Origin of the sequence: Nosocomiicoccus massiliensis (genome assembly GCF_002871345.2) — a bacterium.
Classification (GTDB): domain Bacteria; phylum Bacillota; class Bacilli; order Staphylococcales; family Salinicoccaceae; genus Nosocomiicoccus; species Nosocomiicoccus ampullae_A.
The window spans coordinates 717,475-742,440 of the sequence record NZ_CP136964.1 but is presented as its reverse complement, the minus strand read 5'-3'; the positions used below and the strand labels follow the sequence as shown (position 1 = coordinate 742,440).

General features: G+C 33.9%; 30 protein-coding genes, 1 pseudogene and 1 riboswitch. Of the genes and pseudogenes, 23 read left to right on the top strand and 8 right to left on the bottom strand.

Annotation, left to right across the window (positions count from 1 at the left end; all coding sequences use genetic code 11):
- Nucleotides 1-21: 21 nt before the first annotated feature.
- On the top strand, nt 22-441 hold the full coding sequence (locus tag CJ229_RS03970) for a universal stress protein (RefSeq protein ID WP_070456262.1): 420 nt from the start codon (nt 22-24) through the stop codon (nt 439-441).
- 219 nt (nt 442-660) lie between these two features.
- On the opposite strand, the gene CJ229_RS03965 is transcribed toward CJ229_RS03970, so the two are convergent.
- Together CJ229_RS03965 and CJ229_RS03960 are read right to left on the bottom strand one after the other, a co-directional pair.
- On the bottom strand, nt 661-975 hold the full coding sequence (locus CJ229_RS03965; RefSeq protein WP_102167737.1) for a DMT family transporter: 315 nt from the start codon (nt 973-975) through the stop codon (nt 661-663).
- The gene (locus tag CJ229_RS03960; RefSeq protein ID WP_102167738.1) at nt 975-1,325 is read right to left on the bottom strand and encodes a DMT family transporter; all 351 of its coding nucleotides are present in this window, start codon (nt 1,323-1,325) and stop codon (nt 975-977) included. The genes CJ229_RS03965 and CJ229_RS03960 overlap by 1 nt, the downstream gene beginning before the upstream one ends.
- Nucleotides 1,326-1,371: 46 nt before the next feature.
- A riboswitch (guanidine-I (ykkC/yxkD leader) is annotated at nt 1,372-1,470 on the bottom strand.
- A gap of 275 nt (nt 1,471-1,745) precedes the next feature.
- Between CJ229_RS03960 and CJ229_RS03955 the strand changes: the two genes are divergently transcribed.
- The 14 genes and pseudogenes from CJ229_RS03955 to CJ229_RS03890 all read left to right on the top strand — a co-directional run bounded on the left by CJ229_RS03955 (nt 1,746) and on the right by CJ229_RS03890 (nt 14,053).
- A complete protein-coding gene (locus CJ229_RS03955) occupies nt 1,746-2,447 on the top strand; it encodes a ferredoxin reductase domain-containing protein (RefSeq protein WP_070623602.1) in 702 nt (233 codons plus the stop codon).
- 19 nt (nt 2,448-2,466) lie between these two features.
- Nucleotides 2,467-3,027, top strand: a complete 561-nt coding sequence (locus CJ229_RS03950; protein ID WP_102167739.1) for a TetR/AcrR family transcriptional regulator — start codon at nt 2,467-2,469, stop codon at nt 3,025-3,027.
- Nucleotides 3,028-3,698: 671 nt separating this feature from the next.
- Nucleotides 3,699-4,619 carry an AlbA family DNA-binding domain-containing protein gene (locus tag CJ229_RS03945; RefSeq protein ID WP_070709349.1) on the top strand — a complete coding sequence of 307 codons (921 nt, stop codon included), beginning with the start codon at nt 3,699-3,701 and terminating at the stop codon, nt 4,617-4,619.
- Nucleotides 4,620-4,967: 348 nt separating this feature from the next.
- Nucleotides 4,968-5,732 carry an HNH endonuclease gene (locus CJ229_RS03940; protein ID WP_102167740.1) on the top strand — a complete coding sequence of 255 codons (765 nt, stop codon included), beginning with the start codon at nt 4,968-4,970 and terminating at the stop codon, nt 5,730-5,732.
- 146 nt (nt 5,733-5,878) lie between these two features.
- Nucleotides 5,879-6,685, top strand: a pseudogene (locus CJ229_RS03935) (aminoglycoside phosphotransferase family protein); the annotation flags it as partial.
- A 175-nt stretch (nt 6,686-6,860) separates the two neighbouring features.
- Nucleotides 6,861-7,946 (top strand): alpha/beta hydrolase, encoded by a 1,086-nt coding sequence (locus tag CJ229_RS03930; protein ID WP_102167741.1) that lies wholly within the window; start codon nt 6,861-6,863, stop codon nt 7,944-7,946.
- A 302-nt stretch (nt 7,947-8,248) separates the two neighbouring features.
- On the top strand, nt 8,249-8,845 hold the full coding sequence (locus tag CJ229_RS03925) for a protein kinase (protein ID WP_102167742.1): 597 nt from the start codon (nt 8,249-8,251) through the stop codon (nt 8,843-8,845).
- A gap of 164 nt (nt 8,846-9,009) precedes the next feature.
- Nucleotides 9,010-9,426 (top strand): PH domain-containing protein, encoded by a 417-nt coding sequence (locus CJ229_RS03920; protein WP_070623590.1) that lies wholly within the window; start codon nt 9,010-9,012, stop codon nt 9,424-9,426.
- Between the two features lie 38 nt (nt 9,427-9,464).
- The gene (locus tag CJ229_RS03915) at nt 9,465-9,911 is read left to right on the top strand and encodes a gamma-glutamylcyclotransferase family protein (protein ID WP_102167743.1); all 447 of its coding nucleotides are present in this window, start codon (nt 9,465-9,467) and stop codon (nt 9,909-9,911) included.
- Nucleotides 9,895-10,407, top strand: a complete 513-nt coding sequence (locus CJ229_RS03910; RefSeq protein WP_219718736.1) for a methylated-DNA--[protein]-cysteine S-methyltransferase — start codon at nt 9,895-9,897, stop codon at nt 10,405-10,407. The genes CJ229_RS03915 and CJ229_RS03910 overlap by 17 nt, the downstream gene beginning before the upstream one ends.
- 46 nt (nt 10,408-10,453) lie before the next feature.
- Nucleotides 10,454-11,887 carry an AlbA family DNA-binding domain-containing protein gene (locus CJ229_RS03905; RefSeq protein ID WP_102167744.1) on the top strand — a complete coding sequence of 478 codons (1,434 nt, stop codon included), beginning with the start codon at nt 10,454-10,456 and terminating at the stop codon, nt 11,885-11,887.
- A 230-nt stretch (nt 11,888-12,117) separates the two neighbouring features.
- Nucleotides 12,118-12,417, top strand: a complete 300-nt coding sequence (locus CJ229_RS03900) for a DUF2089 family protein (protein ID WP_070709338.1) — start codon at nt 12,118-12,120, stop codon at nt 12,415-12,417.
- On the top strand, nt 12,417-12,707 hold the full coding sequence (locus tag CJ229_RS03895; protein ID WP_102167745.1) for a hypothetical protein: 291 nt from the start codon (nt 12,417-12,419) through the stop codon (nt 12,705-12,707). Before CJ229_RS03900 ends, CJ229_RS03895 begins: the two co-directional genes overlap by 1 nt.
- Nucleotides 12,708-12,862: 155 nt before the next feature.
- Nucleotides 12,863-14,053, top strand: coding sequence for a chromate transporter (locus CJ229_RS03890; RefSeq protein ID WP_102167746.1), 1,191 nt, complete (start codon nt 12,863-12,865; stop codon nt 14,051-14,053).
- Here the strand turns inward: CJ229_RS03890 and CJ229_RS03885 are convergent.
- On the bottom strand, nt 14,037-14,990 hold the full coding sequence (locus CJ229_RS03885) for a hypothetical protein (protein WP_102167747.1): 954 nt from the start codon (nt 14,988-14,990) through the stop codon (nt 14,037-14,039). The genes CJ229_RS03890 and CJ229_RS03885 overlap by 17 nt on opposite strands.
- 1 nt (nt 14,991) lies before the next feature.
- Entirely contained in the window at nt 14,992-15,828 is an 837-nt protein-coding gene (locus tag CJ229_RS03880) for a hypothetical protein (RefSeq protein ID WP_102167748.1), read from the bottom strand.
- A gap of 206 nt (nt 15,829-16,034) precedes the next feature.
- Here CJ229_RS03880 and CJ229_RS03875 point away from each other — a divergent pair, with 206 nt between their 5' ends.
- From CJ229_RS03875 to CJ229_RS03855, 5 genes are all read left to right on the top strand, one after another.
- A complete protein-coding gene (locus tag CJ229_RS03875) occupies nt 16,035-16,226 on the top strand; it encodes a hypothetical protein (protein WP_102167749.1) in 192 nt (63 codons plus the stop codon).
- 381 nt (nt 16,227-16,607) lie between these two features.
- Complete coding sequence (locus tag CJ229_RS03870; protein WP_102167750.1) at nt 16,608-17,504, top strand: nuclease-related domain-containing protein; 897 nt, start codon at nt 16,608-16,610, stop codon at nt 17,502-17,504.
- A gap of 871 nt (nt 17,505-18,375) precedes the next feature.
- Nucleotides 18,376-18,675, top strand: a complete 300-nt coding sequence (locus CJ229_RS03865) for a DUF4298 domain-containing protein (RefSeq protein ID WP_070623565.1) — start codon at nt 18,376-18,378, stop codon at nt 18,673-18,675.
- Nucleotides 18,676-18,711: 36 nt separating this feature from the next.
- Nucleotides 18,712-19,224: a hypothetical protein gene (locus tag CJ229_RS03860; protein ID WP_068128724.1), complete on the top strand. Its 513-nt coding sequence runs from the start codon at nt 18,712-18,714 to the stop codon at nt 19,222-19,224.
- A 4-nt stretch (nt 19,225-19,228) separates the two neighbouring features.
- Nucleotides 19,229-19,462 carry a hypothetical protein gene (locus tag CJ229_RS03855; RefSeq protein ID WP_068128722.1) on the top strand — a complete coding sequence of 78 codons (234 nt, stop codon included), beginning with the start codon at nt 19,229-19,231 and terminating at the stop codon, nt 19,460-19,462.
- Between the two features lie 23 nt (nt 19,463-19,485).
- On the opposite strand, the gene CJ229_RS03850 is transcribed toward CJ229_RS03855, so the two are convergent.
- On the bottom strand, nt 19,486-20,484 hold the full coding sequence (locus CJ229_RS03850) for an NAD(P)/FAD-dependent oxidoreductase (protein WP_102167751.1): 999 nt from the start codon (nt 20,482-20,484) through the stop codon (nt 19,486-19,488).
- 91 nt (nt 20,485-20,575) lie between these two features.
- Here CJ229_RS03850 and dinB point away from each other — a divergent pair, with 91 nt between their 5' ends.
- Both dinB and map read left to right on the top strand, forming a co-directional pair.
- Entirely contained in the window at nt 20,576-21,649 is a 1,074-nt protein-coding gene (gene dinB / locus CJ229_RS03845) for a DNA polymerase IV (RefSeq protein WP_068128782.1), read from the top strand.
- 49 nt (nt 21,650-21,698) lie between these two features.
- On the top strand, nt 21,699-22,451 hold the full coding sequence (map, locus tag CJ229_RS03840; RefSeq protein WP_070456302.1) for a type I methionyl aminopeptidase: 753 nt from the start codon (nt 21,699-21,701) through the stop codon (nt 22,449-22,451).
- 41 nt (nt 22,452-22,492) lie between these two features.
- Here the strand turns inward: map and CJ229_RS03835 are convergent, their stop codons facing one another.
- The 3 genes from CJ229_RS03835 to CJ229_RS03825 are packed head-to-tail and all read right to left on the bottom strand — an operon-like array spanning nt 22,493 to nt 24,621.
- Nucleotides 22,493-23,050, bottom strand: a complete 558-nt coding sequence (locus CJ229_RS03835) for a beta-class carbonic anhydrase (protein WP_068128715.1) — start codon at nt 23,048-23,050, stop codon at nt 22,493-22,495.
- The gene (locus CJ229_RS03830; protein ID WP_246828777.1) at nt 23,047-24,252 is read right to left on the bottom strand and encodes a YihY/virulence factor BrkB family protein; all 1,206 of its coding nucleotides are present in this window, start codon (nt 24,250-24,252) and stop codon (nt 23,047-23,049) included. The genes CJ229_RS03835 and CJ229_RS03830 overlap by 4 nt, the downstream gene beginning before the upstream one ends.
- 48 nt (nt 24,253-24,300) lie before the next feature.
- Nucleotides 24,301-24,621, bottom strand: coding sequence for a hypothetical protein (locus CJ229_RS03825; protein WP_068128714.1), 321 nt, complete (start codon nt 24,619-24,621; stop codon nt 24,301-24,303).
- 147 nt (nt 24,622-24,768) lie between these two features.
- Here CJ229_RS03825 and CJ229_RS03820 point away from each other — a divergent pair, with 147 nt between their 5' ends.
- A complete protein-coding gene (locus CJ229_RS03820) occupies nt 24,769-24,966 on the top strand; it encodes a DUF1128 family protein (protein WP_040928250.1) in 198 nt (65 codons plus the stop codon).

The window sequence follows — 24,966 nt, the reverse complement described above, 5'->3', positions numbered from 1 at the left end:
AATAAAATGGGAGGTTAGAAAATGTATAAAAGGTTATTACTAGCTGTTGATGGATCAGAAAACTCATTACGAGCAACTGATGAAGCGGTGAAAATCGCTTCGTTAATTTCCGATTGTAGAATTGAAATTATTTATGTTGCTGATTATTCAAAATCTAAAAATGAAATTCTTCATTCACAGGGAAAAGAAGAACTTGAATATACTCGTCGCAAAAAACTTTCCCCAATAGAAGAAAAAGTGAAGTCGAAAAATATAGAATATAAAATTGAAATACTACATGGATATCCTGGTCCTACTATTATCGAATATGCAAATAAGGAAAAGGTTGACATGGTTGTTATAGGTAGTCGGGGACTCAATTCATTGCAAGAAATGGTATTAGGTAGCGTAAGTCATAAAGTAATGAAAAGAGTAAATTGCCCAGCTCTAATAGTCAAATAAAAATATTAAAACCAAAAATTTTTATCATAAAAAATCAGTTGATATGTTCCCACAAACCTACAAATTAGTCGACATGTTCCCGAATACGAACATTTCATTAAAAATAGCAAATTCATCAATTCTATCAACTCGTACCATGTGGAGGTGGTGGCGTTATTAGAACGAAAATTGATATAGAAATAAAAAATGCCCGTTAGATTTTAGTCTAACAGGCATTTTTTATGAAATGAGTTTTAAGCCAATTGCACTTCTAAGAATCAGTGCAATAAATAATATTCTATAAATACTTTTTGATTCTCCAAAGTAAAACATACCAATAAGTGAACTACATACAACGCTTATTCCTGTCCATATTGCGTAAGCTGTTCCCATAGTAATATAAATCAACGAATAGTGAAGGAACAATAGTGACATACCTATACCAATGATAATGTAAATGACAGTCTGCCAATCCTTTTTTATAGTTAAGCGGTTGATCATTGAAACCGCAAATGTTTCAAACATGCCTGAAATAACTAAGCTTATCCATGCCATCAGCTCTCATACCTCGCTTCACTTTGCTGTTTTTCATAATCTGTGACAATCATTAACCCAATCACGCTAGTTAGAAGTATTAAAATTAAAAAAATCTTCATCCAATTGAAAGGTTCTCCAAAGAATAATATTTCTGCAACTACAGTACCACCAGCTCCTAATCCAACAAACATAGTATATACGGTAGTAGTAGGTAGTACCTGTGCAACTTTGATCATTAAAGTGTTACTTAATATGATTAAAATGACAGTAAGTGTCCATGTTAAAAAGTTATACGAATGAGCAAGTCCAATCACCCATAAAACTTCAAAAAAAGATGCTAAAAATAAAGTGAACCAATATTTTTTCATAGTTACCCCCAATAAAATTAAAAAGCCTGAGAAAACTGATATCAGTTTCTCCCAGGCTTTTATCCTTCCGTGACACAGAAAAATCTGTGAGTTTTCTCTCGGACCAGGCTAACTTAAAAGTTACGGAACCCTAGAAAACATTTTATATTTACTTATTATTCAATAAGATTATAGATGATTTTAATATCATTTTCAAATCAACAAGAATTAATTAATAACAGTATTTCCCTTTTAATTATTATATAACTAGAAAAAGTCGTAAAAGTAGAGAATGGAGAAGTGACCATAAATAAGATTAAACCAACAAAAGATAATCTTAAAAATTTGAAATCTGACGCGTGTCAGAATATACTAAATGGTGTAGTACGACGCATGTGAAGTTAGACGAAATTATAAATTATATATAGAGGAGCATGCTTAATGCAAATATATTGGACTAAAATAAATAAGATTAAAGATGAGAATTCAGAAGTCAAAACATACTTCTTAGACTGTCCTGAGGACTTCACTTGGGAAGAGGGCGCACATACGCATTTTGCACTGAAAGGTTTCCAAGATGAAAATGTTGGCAAGAAAATGGTACGCCATATGTCTATCTCAACAACGAATGATGAAAGTGTAATAGGAATTACAACACGTATCAGAGATTTGCCTTCTGAATTTAAAAAAGCATTAAAGGAACATTCAGTTGGAGATGATGTTGCATTATTTAAAACTCATTCCAACGTGCCGCTAAAAAGAGAAAACAAGAATATTTACTTACTATCATCAGGTGTTGGTTTAGCAACATTTAGACCACTTGTTCTTGAATATTTAAAACGTGCGGATGACGTAAATCAAATTCATTCACTAAATATTGATTCATCAAAAGAATTTTTATTCTCTGATGTATTCGAGAGTTCGACAGAGAAGAAATTTACTTCTGAGTTTGTGGATAACCGTCAAAGTTATTATGAGAGAGTAAAAGAACTTGCTGAAGACAAAGGCGGTCTATTTTATGTTGTAGGTAGCGACGAGTTCATTGTACAAAACATAGAATTATTACGCGAACAAGGTATTCTAAAAGAGCAGATTTTACTTGATAAGCATGCACTACAATTACCTAAATATTTTACTGCTTAAGTAGTTAGGAGTAGTTAAATTGAGTAGAGATAAAATTAAAGAAGTCGCAATTCAACATTTTAATCATTATGGCTACGCAGGGACAAGTCTTTCTAAAATTGCAGCAGAAGTCGGTATTCGTAAACAGTCACTAGCATATCATTTTCCAAATAAATGTGAGCTATTTCAAAATGTATATAAAGAGGTAGTGGAGAAAGAAATTAATTTTGTCCGAAATTATTTTCAGGAAAATAAAGATAAACAACTAGATGAGCAGCTATATAATTTTTTGTCTCTACACAAAGAACGATTTCTATCAGATCATAATGCAACACTTATGTTAACGACAACGCTTCAGACACCTGAAGGTATACCAAAAGATATCTTAGAAGCGCCCTATAGATTTATCAGAATATTAACTGAAACACTAAAAAGTTGTTTCCAAAAAGAATCATTCCGACTAAGTGCAGAAGACTGCGCACTCGCTTTTGTTACGTTAATCGATGGTCTAAATATCCAGCTAGTTTATGAAGACAAAGAGAGATATGAACGACTACAAAAGATAACATGGGATATATTTTGGTCAGGGATTCAAAAATAAAATGGTTAAGACCTATCACAGTCCGAATTTAAAACGTTACGTTGGGCCAGATAATGGTTTGTTAGGGAAAAACCAATGTAAGAATCACTAGGATCATCAAAACAAAATGCCGAAGATAACGATGTTACAAATAATTATTTGCTCCCAAAAGATATCATATGGCTCAGAGACTTTGGCTAAGACTAAAAATGGTATAACCAGTGGACCTAATCCCCTATACGGTTCATGTAGAGACGGTGGTATTACTTGTGAAAAGCACAAAATAAATTACAAAGACCTTTACAATAGCTATCGAATAAGGATGAATGAAGTGAGGAAATGATTAGAGACAATGAACCGCTAAGTGTGTGGTAAAGATTCAAAAGGTTGAAAAATGAATCGTATAAGGAGACAGGGTTCTTGGGCGCTTACCAGATGTCTGAGGGTCCTGTTTTTAACTTTTAAGTGCATGCCGAACTATGTTACAGAATGGGGGATTGCATAGTTCCGTGTCTCTCTTTTTGGTATAATGATTTAGAAGTAAATAATCGTGAGTGAATCGTGCGAAAATCGTGCGAACAAAATCGGAAAATCTTGTTTTGATGCGGTTTGTTATGAAAATAATCGTGAGTGAATCGTGCGAAAATCGTGTAAGATTCTAACCAATATAAGTGCAGTAATGGAGGGTTTAGGTGAAACAATCTGAAATACTAGGAATTGTTGAAGGGAAATATGTAGAGTTAAAAAGAGCTAAAAACAAAATTCCCGATTCTTTTTGGGAAACATACTCCGCATTTGCAAATACAGATGGTGGTATTGTTATTTTTGGTGTGGATGAAAAAACAAAGCAAGTTGTAGGTATAGATCAACCAGAAAAAATGAGAGATGATTTATTTAATATGGTGAATAATCCCCAAAAAGTAAGCATCAATCTCATCAACGATAATGATGTGAAAATTATAGATAGTGATAATGGTGTTCAAATTATGATGATAAAAATATCGGAAGCACCTTATCAATCGAAGCCAGTTTATTTAAAGGGAAATCCTCAATTAGCTTTTGAACGACTTGGAGAAGGTGATAGACGATTAACTCCGGATAAATATAAAGAGTTAGTTGTGGGATCTCAACCTGAGACAGATAATGAGCTATTAAGCAATTATGATTTGTCGGATTTATCCGTTGATGATTTAGAAGTTTATCGAACGGCCTTATATGAGCAAACAAAAAATGAACGATATAGAAGTATGGATTTCAAAGATTTATTAATCGAAATCGGAGCGTTTAGAAAGGATAGACAAGGTGACGGTCAGTATCACTTAACAGTGGGAGGGTTGTTGTTTTTTGGGAAGTACACAGCAATTACAGATAGGTTCCCAGGGTTTCAGTTAGATTATTTTGAAAAAGAATCCTCATTGGACGTTGATTGGAAAGACCGGATTTCATCAGGAGATGCAGGGTATCCCCAATTAAATGTGTATAGTTTTTATCGAATGGTAATGGCTAAATTGAGTACCACATTAAAAGATGAATTTATTTTGGATGAAGATACAAAATCTAGACTTCCATTTAGAACAGTCCTACAGCATGAAAAGAATTTTAAGGATTGTTGAAGATAGGATTACTAAGACATCATAGAATAAATATGTAATTTCCATCCTAACTACCTAATCACACACTCTAAATCACTTTGTAACTTAAGGTCGACACATGGTAGAGTTAGTAGCATTAGTGTTAAGAGTGGTTGAATAAAATGACTTTAAGTGTTGATGTAATAAGGAATATAGGGTTTCACCTAAGTTTGTTTTATGAAAATAAATTGGTGAAACTCTTTTTGTTATTGGTGTTGTAAGAACTAGAATTTGGGGTTAAGTTGACGGATTAGATTTTGAGTAGGACAGTTGATAGACTAGATAAGATTACTATGCGAATTGAAAATATAAGAATGGTAGGTGGTTTATATGCAAAAAGAATTAGATTACTATCCAACAAATGCAAAAAACTATACTGCCGATGAGTGGATTCTGATGTTACAGGAGAAAGACTGTTTTACACCTTTCTTACAGGAAGCAATCTATGTTTTAGTGTTCGAAATGGATGGTAAAGGATCAGCCAAACAAATATCGGAAATTACTGGACGCCCATATCAAGTATATAATACATCTATGGCTCAAACAGTTAAACGGCTAAGAAAAAAAGGCTATACTTTTGAAACTGATTTAAGGAATAAAAGTAAAAAAGAAAGGTACTGGAGTCATTTTTTTAATGGGTATTATGAGAAGGAATTATTTATTTGGGAAGTGAAAGATTCTTTACAAGAAGCATTTATGAAATATATTGGAAAGTTTGATAGAGACGATGTCCTCACTTATGATAATGAATTAGCGAATGAATATGAAACTATAGAAGGAATGAAACGCCATCGTACTCATTATCAAATTGAACGTAATTCAAAAATCATAAATATTGCAAAGAAAGAATTTATTAAAAAGCATGGGGAACTTTTTTGTGAAGCTTGTAACTTTTCATTCGAAAAAACATATGAAATTGAATTTATTGAAGCACATCATATTTTACCACTATATATGGGAAAAAGGAGAACTAGAAAGATAGACTTAATTATGCTGTGTGCAAATTGTCATCGTGCAGTACATAATAAGAAGTGGAATGATAAGCCGATAGATGAATTTTTGGAATATATGAAAAATAAATCGATTAAATATTAATTCATATTAAATTAACTAAACGAAAAAGATACGTTGAGATGATGGCATTACTTGAAAGAATTGAAATTTAAACAATGTCACAACTAAATTTAATTTCTAAAGAACCAATTAATAAAGGTTGATCGTGCGATAAAAAATATTGTGTTACAGCGGACGATGGTGTTAAATACTTTTTGAGGATAGCCCCCGAAGAAGAAAGTGCTAATCGTGCAGAGATGTTTCGAATGATGCAACAGCTAGCCGCTCTTGATATTTCTATGTGTAAACCAGTTGAGTTTGGAAAGTGTGATCAGGGTGTTTATATCATTGAGAGTTAGGTTGAGGGTAGAAATTCTGGAGAAGTCATTCCTAACCTAACTAACAGTGAGAAGTATGTTTTTGGTCTTGAGGCAGGAAGAATGCTCAAAGCCATCCATTCTATTTCAGCTCCGGAGAATCAATCTGATTGGGAAACTCGATTCAATGAGAAGATGGATTCTAAAATCAAGATGTATAAGGATTGTCCCATTAAATTTGACGGAGCAGAAGATATTATAGACTATATAGAATCCAACCGTCAATTGCTTGTAAACAAACCACAAACCTTTCATCACGGAGATTTTCATATTGGCAATATGATGATTGAAAATAATAAGATAGTAATCATTGATTTCAATCGTTTCGATTTTGGTGATCCTTGGGAAGAGTTTAATCGTATTGTATGGTGTGTTCAAGCTTCTCCAATATTTGCTTCAGGCATAATAGATGGATATTTTGATAATGAAGTACCGATGGAATTTTGGAAGTTACTTGCCCTGTATATTTGCAGTAATATTCCGTCCTCCATACCGTGGGCTATTTCATATGGGGGAAGTGAAGTACAAACGATGCTTAACCAAGCAGAAGATGTATTGAATTGGTATGACAATATGCGTAATCCTATTCCAACTTGGTATATTAAAGAAAAAATTTAATAGATGTCTTAAGACCGGATTGATATCCGGGCTTTTTTGTCGTGTAAATTAAATGTATAAATAGCGCGTCTTAATTAGCTTCGATTTAATAGTGACAATCATTCATTATGTTATAAAAGAATAAATAATGGATATAAGTAAATTGAACTTAATTAAAAAATATAGGAGTTTAATTATGAGAAAATTAAAGAAAAGAACTGAGCTATTTATTGTCATCATTCCGCTTGTGTTAATAGTAAGTGCTTTTTGTATTTTTTCAATATTCATATACAATCAGAACATCAATCAGCGATTTGAAAGTTATCCACCACTTATGCTAAAAGTTTCAGACTTTGAAGGCTTGAATTCTAAACAGTATGAATTTCCATCTGATAAGGGACAAATACTAACAGGATCACTGTATAGTGTAGGGGACGACCAAAAAGGAATTATTGTATTATCACATGGTTTTGGCGATGGAGGACATAATTTTTATTTAGAATATATTAATTATTTTGCACAAAATGGATACTATGTATTTGCCTATGATGCGACGGGTACTGATGATAGTGAGGGAGACGGAGTAGGTGGGTTTCCTCAAGGCGCAATTGACCTAGACTATGCGATATCATTTGTTAAAGAAAGTGGGAACTTCCCGGATTTACCAATAGGACTGTTTGGACATAGCTTAGGTGCTTATAATGTTTATAGTGTACTTACATATCACCCTGAAGTAGAAGCGGTTATTGCTTGCTGTGGTGCTAATAAATCTTCAGATTATTTTGAGGCAGTAGGAAAACAAGAAGCGGGTAGTTTTATTTATACAATGATGCCTTTTGTAAAAATTCATGAATGGATGAAGTTTGGTAAATATGCGACTAACACATCGATGGATGGATTTGAGTCGAGTGATGCAGCTATTTTACTTGCCCATAGTGAAGATGATGAAATGATTCCTATACAATACGGCTACGATTTATTTCATGAAAAATATAACGATAACTCGAGATTTACCTTCCTTCACTTTGAAGATAGAGGACATGATCATTTCTTTGATGATCCGAACAACACATATAAAGACGAGTTAGATGAAGCAATAAAAGAGTGGACGGATTCTCTCGACTATAATTATGAGAAAGAAGAAAATGAACAAAGATTTGAGAAAGACAAGGCAGGGTTCATTGAAGAAAATCTTGATAGAGAACGTTGGAGTAACCGTATAGATACTGAATTATTTGAACAGTTTGTTGAGTTTTATGATGCGAATTTAAGTGCGAAGTAAATAATGATTTCAAGGTTTTATAGACTACTTAAGCTCCTGAGAAGGAGCTTTTAATTTTCAGAAATAATAAGAGAGTGTATAGAAGTGTGGACAAAGAGTGACTATCATCTATGTTTGAGTCTTATGTAGCATTTGCAGTGTAATCATCTTTGGCACGAAGAAAGAATACTTTATCGATAATTTGGTATAATGATTTAAAACTATTTAATCGTGAGAGAATCGTGCGAAATGAAGTAAGGATTGTTGATATAAAAGTATTCGATTTAAAGATCATATGCTTATCTTTATATAGGAGTGATTAAATGCTTGAGGAATTAATTAAAAATTGGAAGTTGTACTGTAAAGAGGAAAATTTTGTGGGGTTAGGCTCTACAAGAAAAGTTTATAGAGTTTCAGACTATGTAATAAAAGTCAATTTACATCCAATTGGATATCATCAATCAAAAAATGAATTTGAAATTTACACTACAATGGCTTATAAATATTTAGATCCTTTACTCGCTCAGACATATTACTACGATGAACTTATTTCTATACAAAAATACTACGCTCCCTTAGAACTTATAGATAATCAATCGTATGAAATAAACCTTGAGAATCACTCGCATTTAATACCTGATTCATTTGAAAAAGTTTTAAATGAGCTGGATAAAAACTTCGATTGCTTTGATTTGAGAGACAGTAGCAACTATGGGTTAGATAATGAAGGTAAGCTCGTTTTTATTGATTATGGTATGACAAAATCTTTGTATGAATCGAAATGGGTACCACTAGCTGAAGAAGGTATACTTCCACAAATATACTTTGATATTTGTAACAGCTGTCGAGTAGAGAAAGAGCTACGTATGTATGGAGATAATGATAAAGATAAACGTTGCTATGAATGTGGAAAGGAATAAGGTGATTTAGAAGTATTTAAGTAGATTTCTTAAGCTCGGGATAACAATCCGGGCTTTTTTTCGTGTAAAAAATATAACAGTACAATTATAAATACAAATGGTAAACTATAAATTAACTATAGATCACAATTTTGTTTTTCGTTTAATATATTGGAGGTGAAGTGTTGAACTTTAAATCTAAAAAAGATATTTGGCTTGCTGTGTCCATTTGGGGAGTAATTATTTTAATGTTTTTTATGATGATAACTGAGCGAAATATAGTGGTATATATTGTCGGAATATTAAACAATGCACTACTATTATGGCTATGGTTTGGTACAAGTTATAAAATTGACGATGAGAATCTTATAGTTAAAAACGGACCTTTTAAAAGTACGATAGATATTAAAAGTATTAAAAAATTACGAGCTACAAAAACATTATTAGCAGGACCAGCATTATCTATCGATAGAATAGAGATTCAGTATAAGAGATATGATTCCGTAATTGTATCTCCTAAAGAAAAGAACAAGTTTATTGAGTCTTTATTAAGCAAAAATAAATCAATTAAAGTTGATGATAAACTTTATCCAGATAATTAATAAAGCTAAACGAATATACTTCATGTGGAAGGATTGAGATGATGACTAAATATTATATTGCATATGGTTCCAATTTACACCTTGAACAAATGGCGAAAAGATGTCCAACTGCTAAAGTGGTTGGTAAGAGTGAAATTAAAGATCACACACTTACTTTTAGAGGGACAGATAACCGATCTTTTGCAACAGTTGAACCGTGCAAGGGTGAAAGTGTTCCGATTCTCGTGTGGCAGATTACACCGAATGACGAAAAGGAACTTGATATTTATGAAGAGTACCCAGATTTATATAGAAAAGAAGTAATGGAAGTTATTGTTGATAATCAACCAGTAAACGCGATGGTCTATATTATGAACGAAGGCAGACCACTAAATCTGCCGAGTAAAGAGTACTACTTAACAATTCTAGAAGGGTACAATAGTGCAGGGTTTGATGTTGAATATTTAAATATTGCAATGGAAAACTCAGTTGAAAAAAATAAATAATATTAAAAAGAATACAGGGTTAGATTATGCTGTATATGAATTTCCATTTGGCTTATTAAAAATAGGCTATAAGAAAAGTGTTCTAACAATGGTGAAGAAGATTGATGAAACAAGCGATTACGGCAGAAAGACAGAGTTTACTGAACGTGTATACCGTGAAATTATGGAATATTTGAATGGTGAACGAATATCTTTTGATATTACTTATAATCTTGAGGGAACGGATTTTCAAAAGAGAGTTTGGAACGAACTCGCGCGTATACCTTACGGTGAAACACGTACATACAAAGAAATTGCAACTAGAGTAGGTAATGTGAATGCAAGTCGTGCTGTAGGAATGGCTAATAATAAAAATCCACTCATGATAATCGTTCCGTGCCATAGAGTTGTTGGAACAAATGGAAGACTCATCGGTTATGCAGGTGGAATCGAAATGAAAAAAGAACTGCTAGATATGGAAGAGAAGGTTATAATGGAAGTCGTAAGGAAACATTAAATAATATTATACTTTTTTAAATTGTTTAAATGAGAGGAGGATTATTTTGAACCTAAAGGATTACATTGGTGAGACCAATTTCTATGATAAAAAAGAAAGGTTAGAAGTAAAAAGGCCTAAATCATGGCTAAAATCTGTATCTTCTTTTGCAAATGGAAAAGGTGGTAAGTTAATATTTGGAGTTCAAGAGGATAATACAGTTCTTGGTCTCGAGGATTACAAAATGGATTCAGAAACTATTAGTGAGATCATAAAAAATAAGATGGAGCCAAATCCAGAATTTGATATGGAAATAATCGAAATTGAAAACAAGTTTATATTAATTTTAAGTATTTCATCAGGGAAAAACACACCTTACTTCGTAGTTGATAATGGCTCAAGAATAGCTTATAAAAGAATAGGTAATCAGAGCGTTCCAGCGAATAACTTAGATTTATTTAACCTAACACTAGAAGGAGAACACCTTAGCTATGATTTACTTAGGACAAGTAAGAAATTAGAAGATGTTACGTTTCATGATTTAAGTTTAGAATACAAAAATAGGACGAGAACAGAATTTCATAGTACAGATTTAAAATCGTTTGGACTTGTTAATGATGATAACACTATAACAAATGCAGGATTGTTGTTTGCAGATGGTTATCAAGTTTATCAATCTAGAGTGTTTTGTACAAGGTGGAATGGTTTAACAAAAGCCAACGGTAGAATAGATGCTATAGATGATGTTGAGTTTGAAGGAAACTTAATATATCTCTTAAAAGCAAGTTTAGACTTTGTAAAAAGAAATATCAAAAAAATGTGGATAAAAGGACCTACTTTTAGAGAAGAATATCCAGAGTATCCCGAAAGAGCGATACAAGAAGCACTTGTAAATGCTTTGATTCATAGAGATTATTTAGTAACAGGAAGCGAAGTACACATAAGCATCTATGATAATAGAGTGGAAATATTTTCACCGGGTGGAATGTGTGATGGTACTTTTGTTCAAGATCTTAATCCTTTAAACATTTCTTCGACAAGAAGGAATCCAATTATAGCGGATGTATTTGCAAGACTAGGTCTAATGGAAAGACGTGGATCAGGTCTTAGAAAAATAATTGAATCTTATAAAATAGCGGGAAATTATGACGAAAGACTTCATCCAGAATTTACATCTACAGAAACATCTTTTACAACCATACTTTGGAATATGAATTACAATAATGAGAATGTCACCCAAAATGTCACCCAAAATGTCACCCAAAATGTCACCCAAAATGTCACCCAAAACAATCAACGAAAATTAAAACCAAATGATAGGCGTAAAAGTATTTTAGAAATATTAAAAAACAATCCAAAAGTAACTGCTTTAGATTTGTCGATTCAATTTAAAGTGACAGAAAGAACAATAAAAAGAGATTTGAAGATTCTAACGGATAAAGAAATAATAAAGTATGTTGGCAGTGCTAAGGATGGACACTGGAAGTTAATAAATGAATAATAAATAATATAGATATAAAATTACCATGAGATTTAACATTTCTATGAGAGGAATGTTGGGTCTTTTTCTTTAAGATAGCCAACTTGAAATGAAGCAGCTACATATTTAATTAGCTAAAATTAATCTTATTTAATTAAAAGTAAAATAAAAATTTAACTTTATTAAAGATTTATTTTACAAAATTAAACATACATGATAAGATTTAATTAGAAATAAGGAGGTCGAGTGCTGTGGAAAGAGATAACATACCAAATTGGATTTTATCGTTAGAGCAAGAAGACTTGGAGTTTATAAAAAAGTTTATGTTGCTCTCGGGCTCTTTGAAAGAAGTCGCTAAAATGTATGGTGTATCATATCCGACAGTTCGCATTAAGCTAGACCGTTTAATTGAAAAAATTAAATTGCACGATGAAATTGAAAATGAAGATTTCATCAGTTTTATTAAACAGTTGTCAATTGATGATCGAATTGAATTAGAAGAAGCAAAGTTAATTATTGAAAAGTATAAAAAAGAAAGGAAGAATTCATAGTGTTTGGTTTAGGGTCAATTTATGATGTGTTAATTATAGCAGCCTTTTTAGGATTACAGTTCTTTTTAAGTACGAGACATAGTAAGTTTTGGGGGTTAATATTACCAGTTGTTTTCTTAGTTTGGAGAGGGACTATTATATTTACAACAGATGTAAATGTTTTAGCGGAGGTATTAATTACAGCAGTCGGACTTCTGTTTCTATTTGGTCAGTTTAGCGCTGGTCGAAAACAAGTAAAAGAAAGACAAAAGAAAGAGTTAGAAAAAATGACGTCGCATGATCTAAATTAATTTAGATCATGCTTTTTTAATATATAAAAGTATACATGGTCTCTTCAAAAATCTTTGTAAAAAATATGTAAATATAAAGTTTAATTGACTGAAAACAGATAAAATAAACGATAACTATCGATGTTAATTTAAATAAATCTTAAAAGGAGAGAGTGATGAATAAAGATAAACGTAGTAGTGTGAAGGCACTTTTAGAAATTTTGTTCGTATCTACGCGTCTCGGTTTAACTTCATTTGGTGGGCCGACTGCACATCTCGGTTATTTTCACGAAGAGTATGTCCGTAGAAGAAAATGGATGGACGAAAAGAGCTACGCGGATTTAGTTGCATTATCTCAGTTTTTACCAGGTCCTGCGAGTAGTCAGGTTGGAATTGGTATCGGTGTGATGCGTGGAGGTGTTCTCGGTGGAATCGTATCTTTTATTGGGTTTACACTCCCGTCCGTACTTTTACTGATTTTATTCGCTTTATTTTTAACAGAGTTTGACGTTGCAAACGCAGGATGGATTCACGGATTAAAAATTGTAGCAGTTGCAGTCGTTTTACATGCAATTATCGGTATGGCAAAAAGTTTAACACCAGACTTAAATCGAAAAGCACTCGCTTTATTTGCGTTAATTATTACACTGCTTTGGCCGGCTGCTTTTACGCAAGTCGGTGTGATTATAATTGCTGGTGTAATCGGGTTTTTAATTTATAAAAACCATAACAAAGATGAAGCACTAAGCACCAGTTTCCCAATTAGTAAAAGATTTTCAGCGACTTGTCTTATTCTGTTTTTCGTATTGCTCGTATTGCTACCGGTTATAAGAGAAACGACCGGATCATACTGGATTGCGATGTTCGATAGCTTTTACCGGTCAGGCGCATTAGTGTTCGGTGGTGGGCACGTCGTGTTACCGCTATTAGAACAAGAATTTGTTCCAACAGGATGGTTAAGTGAAGCGGAATTTTTAGCAGGTTACGGTGCCACTCAAGCAGTTCCTGGTCCCTTATTTACTTTTGCTGCGTATATCGGTGCAGTAATGAATGGATGGCTAGGCGGACTCATCGCAACGATTGCGATTTTCCTACCTGCATTTCTACTCATCCTTGGCACGTTACCGTTTTGGAATCAATTACGAAATAACCCGAACATTAAAGGCGCAGTCATGGGTGTGAATGCCGCGGTTGTCGGGATTTTAATTTCTGCGTTATATCATCCGATTTGGACGAGTTCGATTTTAAAACCAATTGACTTTGCATTAGGCGCAATATTATTTAGTATGCTTACATACTGGAAATTACCACCATGGGTCGTCGTGTTGACTGGAGCATTCGGAGGTATAGTTATTCATCTTCTATGAATTGAACCATGAATATATCCGTATCACGGGGAAGGTAGATGATTTCTGCCTTTCCTTTTTTAAGTTCATGTAGTTCTGTTAAACTGATGACATTTTTAATCCGCTTCGTTAGTTTTTTGCCTTCGTCTGTTACATACTGGATGCTAAAAAGCACTTGAGGTTGTTCGTTTACGTGAAGTCCAGTTTGAGAGTAACTGAGAATTTCACCTTCGACAGTTTTTCCATATAATAACAATTCTCCAAACTCTTCTTCAGAATTAAAAGAAATGAGTGGGTGGTATCTCATGACGATATCAAAACTACTCGATAGCTTTAGTAATATTCTTAAAAGGATAATCCCAGAAATCGGTGCCCATATCCAAGACGTTACTGGGCTTAAAAACCTCCAGCCGTATCCGTCATTTTGAACGTAATACGTCACTATAAAAAATCCAATCATATAGACGATGTTAAAAATAATCCACACCGAAGCAAAAGGACTCGTCTTTGTTTCGTATTCTCCGTCATTAAGAGTAAACGGAGGCTGAAAACCGTTTTTATTTAACTTTAAATCAATCGTTTTACCTCTTTCAAAACGGTGTTCGTGTGGCTTTGAATCGACAACTTTAACATATGACTTTACAGGATTTCCTGCTAAATTTAAAAATTTTACGAGTAACCTTTTAGAAATTTCATTACTGTTTTCTTGTATAACCTCTTCATTTAATATTTCAGCGTGTACGAGTTGGCCTGAGTACCTAATATCCTCATGTTGCGTCAATAGTTTTTGTGGTCTCGTTACCAATTTATAAATCATAAATGTTTGTACGAGATAAAGTACAACCCCGACAACTAAAAGAATCGTCGCAACGATTGGTGTAGTTCGAATAGCTGGTATATATAAGAAAAATATTGGAAACACGTACATAAAAAAGAATATGAGTAGTATAAACATCATGTTAAATCCTCTCTTTCTTTATAAGATTGCCCTTATGATCAAAAGTTAAATGGTAATCTTCTCTCGTTCCTTTAAGTAGAGTGTTAAAAGACACGTCATTTCCATCAAATCGCGACTGGATCGTTGCGATATTATTATCGTTAATAATTGTGGTTGATTCATCGTATTCGCCCATATCTTTTAAAATTTCTATCGCCGTATCTACAATTTTTTCATAGCTATCAAAATTAAATTGAGACACTTGAATCGATGCAGTGACGGGATCGACATCTTCCTTTAGTTTTTCAGGGATGATACTCCATGATCCGATTGACATATTATAATAATATAGGTCGACATGTTTTGTATTATTTGGATCGACAACATACACGTATAGATTAGTAGAATTCAGCATGATACGCCCTTCATACACGTAAAATTCACGTGTACCGACAAGTTCGAAAAGAGATTCCATAATCTCATCGCGTTTGTCACGATTTGTCAAAAGATTATTTGATTTGAAAACATTGATAATTTCCATGATTTCTTCTTCAGACAAATAACGATTGATATTCTCTTCTTTTAAGTACAAATCAAATTGTCGATTGATTTCGACATCAAACTCAGTACCATACTTTTCTTCTGCATCTTTAATAATGTCTGAAGAAGTAATGACTTCATTGCTCTCGTCTAAAAACAATCCTTTAACTGTATCGGTTAACGATTGTTCACTGTCTTCTTTGTTCAATTTTTCAGGACTTTTTCTGAACGTGTCTTCAATCGCCTGTTCGACCGCTTGACAAGAAGTTAAAAACAGAGCAACTACAATGTTCAGCAAAATGAATCGTGTTTTATTCATTCCTTATCTCCTTGAGAATGTTTATTTAAAATATGTATATTATTTACTTACTTATAATTTTAGTACCCTGAAACCATTGAAATAAAGCGATTTATAGAACATTTACAAAATCTTTACAATATGAAACGAATTGATGTAAAGATGAAATCAAAGTGTTTGAAATGTATAATGAATAGTAAGTAGAAGAGTGTTAAGGAAGTGTAAAGATGAATGTTAAAAAGTTCTTCGTCATTTTATTTATAGCATCACTCGCAATATTTTTAGGCGGTTTTGTAGTAAGTCATTATGAAACTCTACTACCGTTTAAACCGTTTTATTATGTATTTACATTTGCAGTGACGATCGTCATACTCGTATTTGGATTTAGAGGGTTATATAATGCTTTTGATGAGGAATGATAATATGAAATTTAAATGGCTATTCGTTTTATTGTTTGTCGCATTCGGTGGAACGTTTCTATTTTCGAATATTGATATGTTAATTCCATACAGAAAAATATTTTTATTTGTAGTATTGCTTTTGTTCATAGTAGCATTTATTACAAGTATTTTTAAGTTAAAGAATGAAGCCTGAACTTTTTTGAGTTCAGGCTTTTATTATGGAAACAATAAATTATCATTATTGCCACTTTTAAAATATGGCTAGGTTTTTAATCGATTTATAAAAAATAGATGATTAAATGATTCAGATTTTAAAGAATGTAATGATTTACGTGAATTTATGGAGTTTTTGTATTTGCCTGATATGAGTTAATGTATGTCTAAAAAGGAGTTTTTACTATGAAATCACTCGTACATAGACAACTTGATGCGCTGAAATGGAGAATGGATTTAACGAATGAGCAGTTATATTATTTGGAAAATTTAACAAGAGGCTACAGCGGGGAAGAGGAGTTTAAAGGTTTCTTGATGAATTTAGTTGGTGAGAGTGCCTGTATACTCACAGATTTTACATTTTCAGTCGATGGAGTAGTTAGACAAATTGATGCACTGGTTGTGTTTCGAAACGCAATTTTTATATTCGAAGTAAAGAATTATCATGGAGACTATCTGTTTAGAGATGGTGATTTTTACAACACAAAATTCACTAGTAAAGTGAGATCACCACTAGAGCAACTGGATAATACAGTAATATTATTCAATCGTCTGACTCAAAAGGTGGGGAATACTCTTCCAATAAAAAGTTACGTCGTATTCATTGGTAAAGATTTTCATCTATATGAATCACCGCGTGGTCTTAATATAATCATGCGCGGTCAACTTAAAAAGTTTTTAAATGAATTGCGGTTAAAATATCAGCACGCAGATCAAGGTACAAAAAAGCTTGTCGAGAGTATATATCAGTTTAGACATTTAGAAGAACGAAGGTTAGACATCAACTATTACTATGAAAGTTTAAAGAAATCTTTGTTTTGTAGTGATGATGGAGGAGAAATTATATTAAACAATCGAACGTATTATGAATGTCAGAAATGTAACGGGAAAACTCCAATAGAAGCGGTCGTCCTACAAGCAATTAAAGATTTCCAAACACTATTTCCAGAGATGAAAATAACAATTTCTAATCTCTATAATTTCACAGGAGAGAAAATCTCAAGATATCACTATAGAAAAGTGTTAAATTCGCATTATCAGCGAGTAGGTAATGGTCGCGGTGTTCAATATATAGAGAAATAGCTGATTAACAGTAGCTCGGTTTTTCATCTTGTTAAATTAACGAGGGTGCCTTTAACGGAAACGCCCTTTGTGTAAACGAAATAAAATTAATTTTACACAACTGCGGAATACGTCAAAGGGTACCTAGTTAATTGCACACAAAAGCTCTAATTGTCAACGAACGTGCAACGCTTTTAACACAAATCGGATTTGCGTAAAATTAATCCGAAAACGGTCCTGCTGACATCGGTTGTCCAGAATAAAAACCGTTAAACAGCGGATCGGTTTTTCATCTTGTTAAATTAACGAAGGTACCTTTAACGGAAACGCCCTTTGTGTAAACGAAATAAAATTAATTTTACACAACTGCGAAATAAGTTAAAGGGTACCCAGTTAATTGCACACAAAAGCACTAATTGTCAACGAACGCGCAACGCTTTTAACACAAATCGGATTTGCGTAAAATTAAACTGAAAACGGTCCTGCTGCCACTAATTTTTAAGATGAAAAACAGTTAAACAGCGGATCGGTTTTTCATCTTGTTAAATTAACGAAGGTACCTTTAACGGAAACGCCCTTTGTGTAAACGAAATAAAATTAATTTTACACAACTGCGAAATAAGTTAAAGGGTACCCAGTTAATTGCACACAAAAGCTCTAATTGTCAACGAACGCGCAACGCTTTTAACACAAATCGGATTTGCGTAAAATTAATCCGAAAACGGTCCTGCTGACATCGGTTGTCCAGAATAAAAACCGTTAAACAGCGGATCGGTTTTTCATCTTGTAAAATTAAACGACCCAAAACCTAAACTCAACCAAAAATCATAGAACAATTCACCGACTCTTAGTGGTATACTTAAATTAATTCTATTGTATAGGGTGTGTTGGCATGAAAAAAGATGTTATTCGTTATGAAGAGATTTTAAACCGTAGTGCAGATCTTAAGGATGAAATGCAAAACCTCCTTCAAAAGTTCGAAGAGAACTTAGATGAATATAATGCACTGAAAAATTATTATGGTAGCCAGGAATATTTAAATGACCTCGAGGTGTCGAATACGACTGACGAATACGATGATATTAACCAAGGTGTACTGTCTGAAGATGCGGTGTTTAACCTAATTGGTGAGATGTATCACTTAAATGTTGATATGTTAGAAATCGCTGCAAAATATTTAAGAACTCATTAATATAACCGAATTGAAATAAATTGAGGAGGGACGTTCATGAAGCATTATTATTTTGAAGTGGAGAGACGACACCGTGAAAGTCATGTCTATATTACGAACGAAGCGAGTCAGAAGATTGGTGAAATCATCTTGAACCCGCGTGAAAAGTTCGATAAGGAACATAGCTTTTTGTTTCGTTATAGAGACGGTGAAAGTTACTTTTTAGGATTACGTCAGCGCCGCTTTAAAGATATGAACGTCGCTCGTTATGAATTATTTACGGATGATGAGAAGTTTAAATTTAAAGAAAGAAAAATACATAATATAATGAATTTTCGAGTCGATGGGGTGATTGACGATTCGAACTATTCATTTACAGAACGCGTGGCGAATACGCTAGAGATGGTAAAAGAAGGTGTGACGATTGGTCGTATTACTGAAGATGAAATCGTCGTAAACGATCACACACTACGCGTTGAAGAAAGTGTATTATTTTTAATGTATTTCATGTTTAAATTATATAAACGTGAACCTGTAAGCTTTAAAAAGTACCTTTATAATATGGGGTGACATCATGTCTTTATTAGTGTTAAGTTTTATAATCCCGTTAGTTGGTGTCTTTTTACCGATTTTTATGGAAAATGATTTCGGATGGACACTGACGATTTTATTTTCAGTGCTCGGCGTACTGTTTAGTGCGACAAGCGTCAAAGAACGAAAAGATAAATGGGCGATTATTGCCTTATTATTAAACGTCGTAGCTGTTGTTTACGCAGCATATGTGACGACTCAATTTTTTATGAGCTGATAAAGTATCAGCTCATTTTTTATTTATAAATAACTATACTTATTAATATCGAGTTCAGCATCGTTAAAAATAATAGTGTCAGCAATTACTTTTCCTAAAAATGGAGCAGCTGTTAATCCGCTTGATCCGAGACCATTCGCGACGAATGTTCTTTCATCGACAAATCCAATGAACGGTAGGAAGTCTCTCGTATATGGACGGAGACCAACTTTCATAAACTGTTCCACAATTTCTATATTAGGATAAAACTCCTGAAATACGTTCAATAAATACTCCTCATTTTCTTTTGTCGGAGTGACGTCAAAGCTTTCCGTATCAATATGTGTCGTACCGATAGCAAAGTGGTTTTTACTTAAGTTAACGATGTAGTGACTTCTATGCATGACGACCGGTAGATGTTCAAAGTGACCAGAAGTTTTCACGTGTAAAATCTCAGCTTTTTGGTGGCTGACTTTTGGTTCAAAAGGTTGTTCAGCGCCGTATGCACCGGTTGCGTAAATTTTAAAATCATCATCGTTTGGAATGTATGATTCATTTTTAATCGTGCCACCGGATTTTAAATACGCATCTTTTAATGCGTTTAAAAGTGCATCGCCTTTTACTTGCATCACACCTTCAACGAATATGTTATAGTACTTGTTGTTTAAATATTCTACAGGCGCATCTTCTGACACAGAAATCATTTCTTCGTATACGTCATTATTTTTTTGAATACGTTTCAGCGCTTTACTATATTTCTTTTCGTCGTCGAATAAGATGTACGCACCGTTACGTTCAAATGATGGATTAATTGGTGAAGTTTTAGCGAGTGTTTCAATAAACTCTGGATAATACTTCGCACTTTTAGTGACCATATCGAGCCATAACTTGTTGCGTCTTTGACTGACCCATGGACAGATGATACCAGCTGAAGCTTTAGTCGCTTGTCCTTCATCTTGTCGGTCGTACACAATTGTATCTGTATGTTGTTGTAAGTGGTAGGCGATTGACAAGCCCATAATACCGCCGCCGATAATAATCATAATGATTCCTCCTAATCATATTATAACGATAAACGTTTAGATTTAAATTTAGAACAAATGTTCGATTTTTGGTATACTATTGTTGGTGAGGATAATGGAGCGACGGATTATTCATATAGATATGGACGCTTTTTATGCACAAGTTGAACAAAACGATAATCCTAAATTAAGAGGGAAACCGGTCATCGTTGGTGGGCGGTCTTTTAGCCGTGGCGTCGTTTCGACCGCGAGTTACGAAGCGCGTAAATACGGTGTGCATAGTGCAATGGCAATGAGTCGTGCGCATCAGTTATGCCCGGACGGAATCTTTTTACGTGCGCGATTTAACAGATATCGTGAAGTGTCGAGTCAAATTATGGATATCTTTTTATCGTACACAGAGATCGTTGAGCCATTAAGTTTAGACGAAGCATACCTCGATATTACGCATTTAGTGAGTAAAACTAGACCTGCGAAATCAATTGCGTTACAAATTCAACACGATATTTTTGAGAAAACGGGACTCACGTCTAGTAGTGGGATTTCATACAATAAATACCTCGCAAAACTCGCTTCAGGTATGAATAAACCAAGCGGTACAACGGTAATCGATTACGACAACGTCGACGAAATTTTAATGCACCTGGATATCGGTGATTTCCCAGGAGTCGGTAAAGTAACGAAAGAAAAGATGCACCGACTTAAAATATTTAACGGGCAAGATTTATACGACAAAGACGAAAATTTTTTAATCTTTCATTTTGGCAAAAGAGGAAGAAGTCTATATGAAAAGGCACGAGGGATTGGAACGAATCAACTCGATTACGACCGTGAACGTAAATCTGTAGGTAAAGAAACGACATTTAGTTACGATAGAAATGACGATGAAGAAATGGTACGTGTTTTAAAAGATTTGTCAGAACAAGTATCCGTAAGACTTGAAGATAAAAAACTATGTGGACGCGTCGTCACAGTAAAAATTCGTCACGACGATTTTACAGTGCATACAAAACAAACAGGGACGAGTAATCCAATATTTCGTACAGAAGACATATATGAAGTCGCGCATCATTTGTATTACGAGTTAAAAGATCCGACGATACCGATTCGTTTAATCGGTGTCACTGTTTCGGACCTAGAAAAACGATCGTATCGGAACATGACAATATACGACTTTTTAAAATAAAATATGATTTGTTATACTATATAAATATAGAAAAAAGCGAGGGTTTAAAGTGATAGTTGAAACAGATAAAGAACTAGAAGGATTAAAAGAAATCGGTCAAATTTGTGGACGCGTATTAAAAGAGACAATCGAGTACACAAAAGTAGGGATGACGACAAAAGAAGTCGACGACTATGCAGGTGCTTTACTCGAAAAGTACGGTGCAAAAAGTGCACCGATTACTGAATATGACTTCCCGGGATATACGTGCATTAGTATTAACGAAGAAGTAGCACATGGTATTCCAGGAAAACGAGTCATTAAAGATGGAGATCTTGTGAATATTGACGTCTCTGCAATGAAGGACGGTTTTTATGCAGATACAGGTTTATCATTTGTCGCTGGAGAAGTGGATGATGAACAAAAGCAAAGAGTTATCGACGTTGCTGAACTGGCATTTGACGAAGCGATGAAAAAAGTAAGACCAGGAGCGAAGCTATCTCAAATTGGGCGTGCAGTGCATAATACAGCACGTAAACATAATATGACAGTCATTAAAAACTTAACAGGGCACGGAGTTGGATATAGTTTACACGATGAACCACAGCACGTTTTAAATTATTATGATGCATCGGATAAGACGATTCTTAAAGAAGGTATGGTGCTTGCGGTTGAACCGTTTATTTCAACGAAAGCAACTCTCGTTTATGACGGAAAAGACGACTGGGCATTTGAAACAAAAGACGGTAGTTATGTCGCTCAAAAAGAGCATACAATTATGGTCACTAAAGATGGCCCAGTATTACTCACTGAAGTAGAGTAACAAAAAGACGATCAAACTTTAAGTTTGATCGTCTTTTTCTTTTAGTAATCGTTATGAATAACTTCTACAGCACCTGTACCAGGGTCCATGACAAGACCGTGAACAGGAACATTTTTATCCATTAAAGGATGTTGTTTAACAATTTTGATGTTTTCCGCTACACTTTCTTCTACGCTATCAAAGCCTTGTAACCAGTCGACGACGTCGATTCCTGAATGCATTAACGTGTTAATCACTTCTTCACTGACTCCGCGCGCGTGCATTTCTTTTAAAATCGGTTCTGGCTTTAACGCACCAAATCCGCAGTCATTATGACCCATAATGATAACCTCTTCAACACCGAGCATATATACAGCGACGAGTATACTTCTCATCGTACTGCCGTATGGGTGTGTAATCATAGCGCCAGCGTTTTTGACTTGTTTAATATCGCCATTTTTAAGACCGAGTGCTTTATAAGTTAGTTCCGTTAGCCTAGAATCCATACATGAAACGATTAGCACTTTTTTATCTGGCGTTTTTGACGTTTGATAGTTTAAATAATCTTTGTTTTCAACAAATTTTTCATTGTTTTCTAATAACGTATCGAGTAATCTCATGCTTTTTCTACCTTATCTCTATTCCCGTCTTCATTGACGTTTAAGTATTCTTTATGTTTAATTGCGTTAATTTGAGCACCTAAAATTAAAATGATACTCGTAATATATAGCCATAAAATTAAAATGATAACCCCTGCGATACTACCGTATGTTGCAGAGTAGTTACTAAAGTTAGAAACATAAAAACTAAATCCGAGTGATGCGACGATGAATAGCACTGTTGCAGTAATCGTACCTGGTAGTACAGATTTAATTTTCACTTTAATATTAGGTGCAAAAATATAAACGATTAAGAATGAAACGAAAACGAGTAATACAGGAAGTAAATTACTCACTAAGTTCCATACAAATTTTAACTGTTCTGCATCAACAAAACCAAAAACGAAACTACCGATTTGGTTACCGAGAATCATTAACACGAACGTACCGACAATACCGAGAGCAAGTATCAGTGTAAATACTACAGATAAAATACGAGAGACAATTCCGTTACGATTGTCTTCAACATCATAAGCGACGTTAAATGCACTCATTAACTGGTTCATACCGTTCGAGGCAGACCATAGCGTTAAGAGTAAACCGATAGACAGTAATCCGCCAGAACTACTCGATAGCACGTCGTCTAAAATACCTGTCAGCATACCAGAAATCTCTGATGGTGCGTATTCATTGATCAGATCTGTAAATTGAGACTGATCGACATTAAATAACGGTATGATAGTCAGTAAAAAGATTAACGCAGGGAAGATTGAAAGTAATAAATAGTACGCAAGCTGAGCTGCCATACCTGTCGTATTGTCTTTACTAAACTGGAATAACAACTTACCTAAAAATCCAGCGTCGTCTTTTACTTGAACGGGTTTATTCACTTTTGAGACGTATACAGATGATCCAGGTTTAGGAACGACTGATTGGAACGTCTGATACCCGACGAAATACTCGTGCTTTTTGTTATCTTCTTTTTGTTTTTCATTTAACTCTTTCATGAGTTTTTTCTCTTTTTTCTTTTCGTCAGCTTCGTCTTCTTTTTTTTGTTCTTTATATTCAGCCTCGGCCTTTTCTTGCTCTGTTAACGCATCTTCTTTAGCCTGTGCTGTTTCGCCTTTGTTGCCTTGAGCTTTATGTTCTTTGTTGTAATCATCACCGTGCTTTAACTCATTTAAAAAATCGGTGTTACGTTCACGGTTCGTTTCTTTACTCATACACATACCTCCTATAAAAAAGAGCGCCATTCGACGCTCTATATTGTATTATTGCAGATGCTTTTGATCTTTATTTTTATCGAAAATTGCTTTTGCGTTTTTAAGTGATTCTTCAAGCTCTGGGTTGTTACGGCGAATTTCTTCGAACGTATCTTTCCAGAATAGAACCTCTTCTTTAATTTGCTCAAATTTTGATGGTTCACTTGAATTTGACGCAAATTGATTTTTTAATTCGTCTGGATGTTTTGCATAGTCAATTGCTTTTTTAGAACCTTGAATGACAGATTCTCGTGTGTTTTTATCTATTAGACTAACGAGTCCTCCGACTGCTGCACCTAATAAAACGGCAGGTAATAGTTTGTTTTTCATAATCCATCGTCTCCTTTAAATCTCTCAATACTTAGATATAACCATTTTAGCGAACATTTAAACGAAAGAAAATATAAATCGACAGTAAACGCTATTATTTGGTAAACTTAACTTTATGATAGTACGATTCGGGAGGCCTTATACGAAATGGATAAAGTACAAATGTTAAAAGAAATCGAAGAAGCTTTGAATGTCGTCAGTAAAGGAATTTTAAGTGACGAAGAATTCCCTGACGATAAAATTGATGAATTAAGAGATTACCATCGCTACATCAAAAATCAAAAACAAATTTCACCAAAAGAACAAACGATGATCATCGACGAAATTGGTAAACTTAAAAAGTAA